At 42.1% G+C, this 12456-nt stretch carries 7 protein-coding genes and 1 tRNA gene; 4 read left to right on the top strand and 4 right to left on the bottom strand.

The window, feature by feature from the left end:
* Positions 1-75: 75 nt before the first annotated feature.
* Both H6G08_RS26495 and H6G08_RS26490 read right to left on the bottom strand, forming a co-directional pair.
* Entirely contained in the window at positions 76-1527 is a 1452-nt protein-coding gene (locus tag H6G08_RS26495) for a dynamin family protein (RefSeq protein ID WP_242046274.1), read from the bottom strand.
* 379 nt (positions 1528-1906) lie between these two features.
* A tRNA-Pro gene (locus tag H6G08_RS26490) sits at positions 1907-1980 on the bottom strand.
* 376 nt (positions 1981-2356) lie between these two features.
* On the opposite strand from H6G08_RS26490, the gene lipA reads away from it, so the two are divergent.
* From lipA to H6G08_RS26470, 4 genes are all read left to right on the top strand, one after another.
* Positions 2357-3235: a lipoyl synthase gene (gene lipA, locus H6G08_RS26485; RefSeq protein ID WP_190548493.1), complete on the top strand. Its 879-nt coding sequence runs from the start codon at positions 2357-2359 to the stop codon at positions 3233-3235.
* Positions 3236-3401: 166 nt separating this feature from the next.
* A complete protein-coding gene (locus H6G08_RS26480) occupies positions 3402-4328 on the top strand; it encodes an NAD(P)H-dependent glycerol-3-phosphate dehydrogenase (protein ID WP_190548504.1) in 927 nt (308 codons plus the stop codon).
* Positions 4329-5162: 834 nt separating this feature from the next.
* Positions 5163-6413 (top strand): RNA polymerase sigma factor SigC, encoded by a 1251-nt coding sequence (sigC, locus tag H6G08_RS26475; RefSeq protein ID WP_190548491.1) that lies wholly within the window; start codon positions 5163-5165, stop codon positions 6411-6413.
* Between the two features lie 357 nt (positions 6414-6770).
* A complete protein-coding gene (locus H6G08_RS26470; protein ID WP_190548489.1) occupies positions 6771-7226 on the top strand; it encodes a Fur family transcriptional regulator in 456 nt (151 codons plus the stop codon).
* A gap of 142 nt (positions 7227-7368) precedes the next feature.
* Here the strand turns inward: H6G08_RS26470 and H6G08_RS26465 are convergent, their stop codons facing one another.
* The gene (locus tag H6G08_RS26465) at positions 7369-8550 is read right to left on the bottom strand and encodes a peptidoglycan-binding domain-containing protein (protein ID WP_190548487.1); all 1182 of its coding nucleotides are present in this window, start codon (positions 8548-8550) and stop codon (positions 7369-7371) included.
* Between the two features lie 22 nt (positions 8551-8572).
* Entirely contained in the window at positions 8573-12421 is a 3849-nt protein-coding gene (cobN, locus tag H6G08_RS26460) for a cobaltochelatase subunit CobN (RefSeq protein ID WP_190548479.1), read from the bottom strand.
* Positions 12422-12456 lie beyond the last annotated feature (35 nt).

The following is a 12456-nucleotide window of genomic DNA, read 5'->3' as shown; positions in this document are numbered from 1 at the left end:
TGGGATATGCTTTACTCATGTTGCTCTCTCGGTGCTGTCTACTATCTATTCACAGCGTATACCGAGAGAGCTTTTTTACAATCTGTCCGACTTTTCAAACATCCTCTTAAATTCAGCTTGACGAGGATTAGTTTTTAATCCTCCTATAATATCTTCAATCTCAGCTTTAAACTCTCCGCCTATGTTATTGATATTTTCATGTAAAACATGTCTGATTTTAGCTAAGTTATCTCTTTCTTTTTCAACTTGCTGTTGATTATAAATTTGTCTGGTTTGAATCAGGACATCCAGAAATTGTGATAAAGTCGAGTAATTTTCAAATACATCCACTAAAGCGGGAAGTATAACCAGTTCTGCAAATGATTCTTGAACACGCAAGCGAAAGCGTTCCCAAAGTTCTCTACCACCGCTCCATTTTAAACAATAGCGGAAAAGCTTCCGCATAGTTTCATCGTCAATAGTTTGATTATCTTCTATCTGATCTTCAATATCACGAAACCAATATTTTAAATCTTTGTTTTCTTTAGTATTGAATTTAATTACGCCAGCACAATCTTGAAACATTGCTTGGACAAATTTTAACCTTGTCTGTCGATCAACTTTTGATGGTTCGTTAAAACCTCCTGCTCCCCAAGCACATTGGGCGTAATATAAAAGACGAGCATTAAAAGGTAAAACATCAGGAAGTTCTGGAAGTGATAAAACCTCTTTAATCTCTTCTCTTAACTTATGAATTCGCACTTCTAAAGGTAAATCATCTGCTCCTCGTTGATCCACCCGATTCAAGATAAAAATCATTGAATCAGTACGTCCTTGTAAATATTCAACAACTTTTTTTAATTCTTCTAATAGTCGTTTTCTGTGGTCATCATCCACTTGCATATAGTCTAAAGCAACTAGACTAAAGGCTTTATTAACTTGCTGTTGAATAGTTGCCAAATTAGTTCTATCTTGAACTGATTTAAGTCCAGGTAAATCAATTAATTCTACTCCTATTCCTTCAGGTAAGCCTAGTAAGTAGGAATCACAAGCAGGTAAAAGAGGGACATAAGCTGTTACTTGTGGCGCAACATATTCTCGCTTTTTACGTGCATCGTGATATGAGTGCATTACTGTACGAATACGTTGATACAAATCATCATCACTTAACCCCGTCCATTCCCCAGTCTCCCAAGCAGCATCCTCTGTTTCTGCAATTAATAATTTTCGTTCCTGAGAATGTTTGAGAGATAGGACTCCACCACTCATTTCACCTGCTTCAATTGGTGCAATTTTACGACCGATTAGGGCATTAACAATGGTTGACTTTCCAGAAGAAGTTGTCCCAATAGTTGCAATGCGAAAACTAGGATTTTCTAATCTTTGTACTGCTTCTTCATAAGCATTCAAAAATCCCTCTAAGCAAGATTTAATACCAGGATCGTCAAAAATGTCAGGAGATGAGTTAACTAAAATAGAGACTGAGTTACCTAGTTCTTGTAGAAGTTTACGGTTATTCTCTAATTTAGAAACAATATTAAGTTCCATTTAGTTCTCTTTAATTTCTAATTTGCACTGAATAGCTATATCAATAAATTTGAAAATAGCAGCAAGATATGATGATGCTAATGAAATAGCAGTTACAACACCACTTAGTAGCTTAATTTTCAAAAATTTTCCCTAAAATACGCTGCTCTATTTCACATTAGACGCAGAGCTATCTAATTTAAATGAGTGAAATTTCGGAAAAATACAGAAATTACTTTATATAAATTAAGTACTTTTGCTGGTTTCAAATTTTGTATAATTTATGTTGATGCGCGTTATTGTTGCTCAACTAATAAACTCTGAGTTTTATTCAAAATGTCAACAATAGCTACGGAAATGAATTTGCAAATTGCGACATATAATTTGTGAATCTACAAAATCGGGATGACTGGATTCGAACCAGCGGCCCCTTCGTCCCGAACGAAGTGCGCTACCAAGCTGCGCTACATCCCGGCATGATAAGCCCATTATTGGCTCATCATATCATCAATAGTTGGAAATGTATAGTCAAGCTAGCTAGAAAATGGGCATGGGGCACTTGTACTGAGCGAAGTCGAAGTATTGGGCATGGGGCATTGGGCATTGGTGGGCATGGGAAAGAAAAATTTTCAGGTTTGGTTGTGGGATTTTCCCGTGATTAACTAACTTGACTTAAGAAAAATGCGATCGCCTGCCATGAGTATCGCAATTCACCCTAATTCCTAGCGCCTAAGACCTACGTAATTCATCATTACCATATACTCATACTGGAATTGTGCAAAAATCAAAATCCAAACTCGCCTAACCTTGCTAACATAACTCTGTATATATATAGTAGTGAAAACGGATTGTGACTGTAAAACCAGACTGGTTGCGGGTGAAAGCGCCTCAGTGGGAGCGCGTCGGGAACGTTAAAGAAATTTTGCGGGATTTAGCGCTCAATACGGTTTGTGAGGAAGCGTCCTGTCCGAATATTGGTGAGTGTTTTCAAGCTGGGACGGCTACGTTTTTGATTATGGGGCCAGCTTGTACCCGTGCCTGTCCCTACTGCGATATAGATTTTGAGAAAAAGCCCAAGCCATTAGACCCCACAGAACCGGAACGATTAGCAGAAGCTGTTCGTCGTCTGAAACTAAATCATGTGGTGATTACCTCTGTCAACCGCGATGATTTAGCAGATGGTGGTGCGTCTCAATTTGTGGATTGTATTGCCGCAGTACGCGCTGTCTCACCGAATACTACAATTGAAGTCTTAATTCCTGACTTGTGCGGCAATTGGAATGCTTTGGAGATAATTATCCAAGCTGCACCGGAGGTATTAAACCACAATACAGAAACCATCCCCCGCCTATATCGTCGGGTGCGTCCCCAAGGTAACTACGATCGCACAATGGAATTATTAATGCGATCGCGGCAAATTGCACCTTGGATCTACACCAAATCCGGAATCATGGTGGGACTTGGTGAAACTGATACCGAAGTTCGTCAAGTTATGCAAGACTTACGTGCCGTAGATTGTGATATCTTGACCATTGGGCAATATCTCCAACCTAGTCAAAAACACTTGAAAGTTGATAACTTTATCACCCCAGAACAATTTGCTGCTTGGCAAAGCTACGGCGAAGAACTGGGATTTTTGCAAGTAGTTTCTTCCCCCTTAACCAGAAGTTCCTATCACGCAGAACAAGTGCGCCAACTCATGGAACTTTACCCCCGAAGTCGGGGATGAGGGAAGGGGGACAAGGGGGACAAGGAAGACAAGGAGGACAAGGGAGACAAAGAATTTTAGATTTTAGATTTGCGATTTTGGATTCCAATCTAAAATTTAAAATCCAAAATCCAAAATTGTTTTAATGCCCAATGCCCAATGCCCAATGCCCAATGCCCAATACCCAATGACAAATGACAAAACCGTAGCAATTTTAGGCGCAGGTGCTTGGGGTCAAGCACTAGCAAATTTGGCTGCGGCGAATGGTCATCAGGTGCGTCTATGGTCGCGGTGGGGAACGCTAAGTTTAGAAGCAGTGCTACAAGATGCTGATATCATCCTATCTGCGATCTCTATGAAAGGTGTCAGAGAAGTGGTGATGCAAGTCCAGTCTTTTCCCATTTCCCCAGATGCAATTTTTGTGACGGCGACAAAAGGCTTAGAGCCAGATACTACCTGTACGCCTTCGCAAATTTGGCAAACAGCTTTTCCTCATCATCCAGTAGTTGTCCTTTCCGGGCCGAATTTATCAAAAGAAATTGAAATGGAATTACCTGCTGCAACAGCTGTCGCTAGTAACATACCGACGGCGGCGGAAGCTGTGCAGCTGGTGTTTTCTTCTAATCGGTTTCGCGTCTATACCAATTCCGATCCTGTGGGAGTGGAATTAGGGGGAACGCTAAAAAATGTAATTGCGATCGCAGCTGGTGTCTGTGACGGCTTACAACTAGGAACCAATGCTAAAGCAGGTTTAGTTACCCGTGGACTCACAGAAATAGTACGCATCGGTACATTTTGGGGTGCGAAGCCAGAAACATTCTATGGTTTATCCGGTTTAGGAGATTTACTCGCTACCTGTAACAGTCCTTTAAGCCGCAATTATCAAGTTGGTTATCAATTAGCAGCTGGTAAAACATTAACGGAAATTCTTACCCACTTACAAGGAACTGCTGAAGGGGTTAACACCTGTCGGGTGTTAATTCAACGAGCTAGACAACAAAATATTCCCGTTCCCATTACCGAGCAAGTTTATCGCTTACTTCAGGGTGAAGTCACACCCCAACAAGCTCTTGATGAATTAATGTTGCGAGATATTAAGCCAGAGTACCACTAAAAAATGTTGACGGTTGACGGTTGACGGTTGACGGTTGACGGTTGACGGTTGACTGTTGACGGTTGACGGTTGACTGTTGACTGTTGACTGTTGACTGTTGACTGTTGACTGTTGACGGTTGACTGATAACTCCTACTCGCTCAAGGTATTGTTGTCTTCACAACTAACAACTAACAACTGACAACTAACAACTAACAACCAATATTTGTATTTTGAAGGATGGGCGCATTTGGCTACTGGTGCAAATTTAGGGCTATTTCCCAGTACCCGATCCCTAGCTGCGAATCCCCAACCTCTAAGAAAATTCAGCATTCTAGACCAAGAGCAGGAATAGTAACGCCATACTTGGGTATTAGCACTTCAGCGTTACTACTAGCGCACTGACCAAGACAATTACTTTTTCTGCTTACCAAATATTCCCTAGAGAAAAATTCGCAAATTGTCAGGATAGTACTTCTATCCCCGTGTAGATATGACTATAGCGATTATGAACATGATTTTTACTGAAATATGTTTATACCACGTTACATTTGTAACAGTCAAGTCCCATCAAATTTGCAATGTTAAATAGCTGTTTTTAAGCTTAAAAGTTAGCTGTAGATATGAATAGCTATTGGTTCAATGAAAGAGCTACAGCCGCCGATCGCATCGGTAATTATGTATAAAACATTACTAGCTTAGTTTTTTTTAAGATTTTTTTAAAAAAAACCGTAATGTCACCCTGAATCGTGTTAGTTAAGCCCGAATCACGGGAACAATAGCAACAGTTAATTAGCTGACCGTAATTTTTAGCTGACCGTAATCTATTGTTACCTGGAGCCATTGAGACGATCTATGCCAGCAACATCTTTTTACGCAGATGCCCCCTACAACACCCCCAAATCCCAGCAAATCTTGGATCGAGATCTCACGGTTGACGACAATGAGTTAGCTGTAGATGATTTGCAGGATTTAGAGTTGGCTTCTGTTGATCCTGCTCATTTCGCTGCTAACACCAACCGTAGAAGTACAGATTTAGTACGCTTATATCTTCAGGAAATTGGCCGGGTTCGGTTGTTAGGCCGGGATGAAGAAGTTTCCGAAGCACAAAAAGTCCAGCGCTACTTGCGGATGCGGATAGTGCTTGCGAATGCTGCAAAACAAGGAGATGCAGTACTTGAGCCTTATTTACGCTTAATTGAAGTTCAAGAACGTTTAGCATCGGAATTGGGACATCGCCCTTCTTTAGAAAGATGGGCTAATACAGCTGGTGTGAATGTTTCTGATTTGAAGCCGATTTTGTCTGAAGGTAAGCGTCGTTGGGCAGAAATTGCCAAAATGACCGTGGAAGAACTGGAGCAAATTCAATCCCAAGGACTCCAATCTAAAGAACACATGATCAAAGCGAATCTGCGCTTGGTTGTGTCTGTTGCTAAGAAGTATCAAAATCGCGGTTTGGAATTGTTGGATCTAGTCCAAGAAGGTACATTAGGCTTGGAGCGTGCTGTCGAGAAATTTGATCCAACTAAGGGTTATCGCTTCAGTACCTATGCTTACTGGTGGATTCGTCAAGGTATTACTAGAGCGATCGCTACTTCTAGCCGCACAATTCGCCTTCCTGTCCACATTACTGAAAAACTCAACAAAATCAAAAAAGCTCAACGCAAAATTGCTCAAGAAAAAGGTCGTACTCCTACCTTAGAAGATTTGGCAGTTGAGTTAGAAATGACTCCCACCCAAGTTAGAGAAGTTTTGTTACGAGTACCTCGCTCTGTTTCTTTGGAAACTAAAGTTGGTAAAGATAAAGATACAGAATTAGGCGAATTACTGGAAACTGATAGCGTTACGCCTGAAGAATTGTTAATGCGAGAATCTTTACAAAGAGACTTGCAACATCTGTTATCTGATTTAACTAGCCGCGAACGTGATGTGATTCTGATGCGGTTTGGTTTGGCAGATGGTCATCCTTACTCTTTAGCAGAAATTGGTCGCGCTTTAGATTTATCTCGCGAACGAGTACGCCAAATTGAATCCAAGGCTTTACAAAAACTGCGCCAACCCAAGCGCCGTAACTTAATCCGCGACTACTTGGAGTCTCTTAGCTAGTAGTATCTGTCATTAATCCGCTAGAAAGACAAGTTCGTAGTCAGCACTATACAGTTTTATCATCTAGGACTTCAGCCCTAACTACGAACTCACTAATAATTAGCGTGCTTGATCCCCGTAGCCAAAATCTCCCTTGAGTTTATGGCAAATAATTTTCACTTGGGTAGACAACAATTTTGCTGACTCTACCTTCAAGATGCTTTGATAGCGGGGATCGTCTATCTATTTTGGCTTGGTTGGGATTTTATGATTATTCTTCCGGCTTTAATAATTATTCGCAATAAGCAACAGTTGTTGCAAATTCCTCAAAATATTTGCTATATTCTCAACTAATAGGCTTTGTTGAGAAAAATTAGTATGACTGTTTACACATCTACTTCGCTCAAAGCAGAGTTAAACGATCGCGGCTGGCGTTTAACTCCCCAACGAGAAACAATTCTACACATTTTCCAAGAACTTCCGCAAGGCGAACACCTCAGTGCCGAAGATCTTTATCATCGACTAGAGACTGATGGTGAGGGAATCAGTCTATCAACGATTTACCGGACTTTAAAGCTGATGGCCCGTATGGGTATTTTGCGGGAATTAGAACTGGGAGAAGGTCATAAGCATTACGAACTTAATCAACCTTACCCCCATCACCACCATCACCTCATCTGTGTTAGATGTAACAGCACCATTGAGTTTAAAAACGACTCAATCCTGAAAATTGGTGCGAAAACTGCTCAAAAAGAAGGCTTCCATCTTCTTGATTGTCAGCTAACTATCCATGCTGTTTGTCCCAAGTGCCAAAGAGCGCTTATGCCTGTGTAGTGTCAGAGTAGGATATTACAGGATAGTCTCTCAATCACCAGTCTCAAAGTCACAAAAGATGGCATTTTGAGCAGTTGATTATACGCTGTTACCGGAGGTAGCAACTAGTTGGGGAAATCTTACGTGAGTGTATGAGCGGATGTTAAAAGCGTCCGCTCCGAATATCCTTGAGACTGATCCCGTAAAACTCTTGAGCTTGTTTAATGGCTTTTTTGGTATCTTCAGCCATTACACCGTTAAGTTCGCCTTTGTAAAAACCTTTTTCTTGTAATCGCCGTTGAATTTCCAAAACACTAAACTCACTCTTGGGAGTATTAGTCACTAAACTATATAACTTAGCTCTGGTAGTTGGGCCGGCGACGCCACTAGCGGCTAAATAATTAGCTGCTTGAAATCGGCGGACAGCATCTGCGGTATTGGGGCCATAGTAGCCGTTTGGCTCTCCTTGTAAGTATCCGGCTTTAATCAAATGTGATTGCAGAACCCGAACGGCTTCGCCGCGATCGCCCATTCGCAATTTATCGCGCTCGACTACTGCTTTAGGAGTATCATCACCATCACCAACACCTATAGGCGGTAGTTTTCTTAAGGTTGCGGGGCCGACAACACCATCAGCATCTAAGTTATATGCTTCTTGGAAGCGCTTAACTGCAGTTTCTGTAATGGGGCCAAATATCCCTGTAGCGTTACCGTAGTAAAAGCCAGCTACACGTAACCGTTCTTGGAGAACTCTCACGCTTTCACCTTCATCACCGCGCGTCAGGTAATTGGGATTACTGCGTTTGTTAGTTGCGACAGCAGCAACAGTAGTTTTTTTGGCTGTAGTACTTGTAGTATTAGGCTTGGTGGTTTGTGTCCTCACCACAGTTGCTTGCGGCGCTGGGTTATTAGTTTTTCTGGGCTGTGTAGTCGTCGCATTTACAGCTTTGGGACGCCAGGTTTGGATTTTTTGTAGCGTTGTGGTGCCTACAACACCATCTACTGGTAAACCGGCGGCTTTTTGAAACCGTCGTACAGCATCTTCTGTAGGGAAGTCGTAAATTTGAGTAATTGGAGCTTGATAAAAGCCTACTCGTTTCAACTGTTGTTGGAGATTCCTGACAGAAGGGCCTTGATCGCCGCGTTCCAAAGCCATGACGCTACTAACAGCACTGAGAATAGATAAACTCAGTGCTAGGGGTAACATATACCGCCAAGCCTTACCAGACAGCCGTTTCCAGTCTAATGTGGCGGCTGTGTTTAACAGCACGCTCAGGGAAACTAATTCGCTGGGTTCGCTTTCTTCGTAAGCAAAAGCTGAATGAAAATACGCTAGGTTGTCCATATAATATAGGTTCCTACACCACTTATTTTTCTTCTATCGCGGCTTCAGCTTGATGTACAAGGTTGCGCAAAGTTTCTAATGTTTGTATATTTACATCCTGCCATAAACCGCGCTTGTATGATTCTAATAATCTCTCAGCAATATCACGCAATGCCCAAGGATTTTTTTTGTAAATAAACTCTGACACAATCGGATCGACTAAATAAGCTTGGAATACGCCCTGATACATATAGTCTTCCACACATTGAGATGTGGCATCATAGGCAAATAAAAAATCCATTGTCGCCGCCATTTCAAAGGCTCCTTTATAACCGTGACGCATCATCCCGTCAATCCATTTCGGATTAATGACACGAGAGCGATATACTCTAGCAATTTCTTCTTTGAGTAGGCGGACTTTTGGTTGAGCAGTTATCGAATTATCGCCAAAATAAGTTTGGGGATTCTTTCCTTGGAGCGATCGCACTGCGGCTGTTAAACCCCCCTGAAATTGGTAATAATCATCAGAATCGAGCAAGTCATGTTCGCGGTTATCTTGGTTGTGTAAAACAACTTGTGTTTGCATTAAGCGTTGCTTGAAGGCTTCTGGCGCAGCAATGGGAGCAGCAGAAGAATAAGCGTAAGCACTCCAATTGATAAAAGCGCGTGCTAAATCGTTGTCATCTGTCCAATTTTGCGATTCAATTAAGCCTTGTAATCCTGCACCGTAAGCACCTGGTTTAGAGCCAAAAATGCGATAACGCGATCGCAAAAATGCTTCCTCTGAAGTTAAACCTTGTGCTGTCCAAAAATCAGTATCTTGGCGAACTTGATTGGCGAGGGGGTTTTCTTCTGGTGCTTCATTTAATGCGGCTACTGCTTGTACTGCTGAGTCAAATAAATCAATTAAATTCGGAAAAGCATCGCGGAAAAATCCCGAAATTCTTAAGGTGACATCTACACGGGGTCTGCCTAAAACTGATAGTGGTAAAATTTCAAAATCTACTACACGCCTAGCTGCGCCATCCCAGACAGGTTGTACGCCTAATAATGCTAAAGCTTCGGCAATATCATCGCCTCCTGTACGCATGGTAGAAGTACCCCATACAGATAATGCTAGTGTTTTCGGATACTCGCCATTATCTTGGGTGTAGCGCTCAATTAGAGTCTCGGCTGCTCTCCTGCCTATATCCCAGGCTGTTTCCGTGGGTAGGGCACGAATATCCACAGAGTAAAAGTTTTTACCTGTTGGCAACACTTCCGGGCGACCGCGTGTAGGTGCGCCAGATGCAGCACTTTGGACATATTTACCATCGAGTCCCCGTAGCAAGTTACTAATTTCTTGCTGTGTTTGTTGCAAAGCAGGTAGGAGTTTTGCGGATATCCAGTTGAGAACTTTGTTGAGTTCTGAGTTATTCGTGGTGATTGTTGAGGGATTATTTATAATTTCTTCGACTAAAAAAGCAGCTTCTTCTTCTAAAACTTCTACAACATCGCCAAGAGTGTAACATTTTTTGCCATTGACGATTGACGATTGACTATTGACAATTGACAAATCTGCTGTCAGGGGATCGAAATCTAAACCCCAATCTTGAGCTAAGGCGCGAGTGATACCGATGGAATAACGATTAGGAATGCGAGCGATCGCTACTATTAAATCGCGTAACTGTCGCCCTTGGGGACATTGCCCAAAAATGTGCAATCCGTCGCGAATTTGCGCTTCTTTGAGTTCGCACAGATAACCGTTAATGGTGTTTAAAATTAAATTTTCTAAATTTAAGATATCTTGCTCATTGTTAATTCCTAAATCTTGATGTAAATTTTCTTCAAGCATCAGTTCGCGAATGCGATCGCGAATCATCGGTAATCGCACCGGATCTAAACTTTCCGCTTCGTAATATTCATCAATTAAATTCTCTAATTTTTGCAGCGAACCATAAAGTTCTGCACGGGTCATTGGTGGTGTTAAATGGTCAATAATCACCGCTTGCGATCGCCGTTTTGCTTGGGAACCTTCCCCCGGATCGTTAACAATAAACGGGTATAAATGAGGCATTGCGCCTAAAGCAACTTCTGGATAGCAATTACTGGATAAAGCGAGACTTTTACCAGGAAGCCATTCAAGATTGCCGTGTTTTCCCACATGAACTACAGCATCCGCCGCAAAAGATTCTCGCACCCAATAATAAAAAGCTAAATAAGCGTGGGTAGGTTCCAAATCTGGCGCATGATAACTCAAACTCGGATCGAGATCGTAACCTCGCGCTGGCTGAATGCCTACAAAGATGTTACCAAGTTGGATGCCGGGAATGGGGAATGGGGCATGGGGCATGGGGCATGGGGCATTGGGTAGAGACGCGATTAATCGCGTCTCTACAAGTTGTTCCTCTTGTCCCCAGCGTTGAGAAATGCCTTGTTGTACTGGCTGTGGTAATGTGGCGAAATAATTTTGATACTCTTCTCCAGAAAGACTTTGAGCGACTGCACGCCAGTCTTTACCTTCTGGATCGTTGGTGACGCCAGAGGTGAGACGTTGAATTAATTCATCGCTGTCAGCAGGTAAATTTTCGACATGATAGCCAGCTAACTTTAAAGCTTGGAGAATTTCGATACAACTAGCGGGAGTATCTAAGCCGACACCATTAGCAAGGCGTCCGTCGCGGTTGGGATAATTGGCGATAATTAAAGCAATGCGGCGTTCTTGTGGTGGTTTGCAACGTAAGCGTACCCAATTAGCAGCGAGTTGACAGACAAATTCAATGCGATCGCTTACTGGTTCATAAACTACCACATCTGTTTCTAAATCTTGATTTCGCGTTTGTATAGTTTTAAAAGAGACAGCGCGGCTAATTATCCGTCCATCTACTTCTGGTAGTGCCACATTCATGGCAATATCGCGGGGAGAAAGTCCTGATAACTGTGATTCCCACTGTTCAATCGAGCCGCCACTGAGAATAACTTGTAATACGGGTACATCTAATTGTTCCCATAGTTCAATTTGGGGTGTTTCTGTTTCCAAGCGCGCCAAAGAGAAACTAGTCGTATTTAACAGCAGCGCAATTTGTTCTGAGTCTTTGGGTTGGAAAAACTCGCATAACTCAACTTGAATATCCGGTTCGCGTAACGAAGATACAAAAACTGGTACAGGGTGTAAATTTTTCTGTACTAATGTTTCACATAAAGCATCAATTACTTTGGTATTTCCTGCCAAATAATGAGCGCGATAGAAGAGAATGCCGACTTTGGGTATGGGGCATGGGGCATGGGGCATGGGGCATGGGGCATGGGGCAGAGACGCGATGAATCGCGTCTCTACAAGTTGTGCCCCTTCCTTTTGTTCCCTCGTCCATTCATATAAACCAATACGCGGCACTAACTGCGGTGCTGGCGGATGAAATGAAGTTGATAAACAATTATCGGCAATAAACTTGAGAGCATTGACAAAATTATCAACACCACCTTGGTTAAAGTATTGCCATACTTGGTTAACAATCTCTAAAGGCACGTTAGACTGAGAAATTAATAGGGGATCAAAAGCATCGTCCCCTGGCATTACAATGAAGGTTATATTATTACGTTGAACAATTTCTTGTACTACTTCTAAGCCATAAGTCCAATAAGAACGTCCTCCTAATAGGCGTAAAATTATTACCTGGGCAAGTTCTAAAACTTGCTCGCCGTAAGTGTCAATACTAATTTGTTGCTGTAACTGCAATAAGTTGGCGACTCTTAAAGCCGGGAATGTTGCAGGTAGTTTAGGAACCGCAGCTGCCAGAGTTTGAATGTCGGTATCAGCAGCCGTAATAAATACAAAGGGAGCTGGAGTTTGTTCTATAAAAATCAAGTCTTCTGACTGATTCCAACCGCCGGGTGTGGCACTTACACGATGCATAATTCTCTATTTACCGTCTTAAACTGTTGATTACA

The organism is Calothrix anomala FACHB-343, assembly GCF_014696435.1.
Taxonomy (GTDB): Bacteria; Cyanobacteriota; Cyanobacteriia; order Cyanobacteriales; family Nostocaceae; genus Aulosira; species Aulosira anomala_A.
Note: the sequence above shows the minus strand (reverse complement) of the source record. Positions and strands in the feature narration are given on the sequence as shown.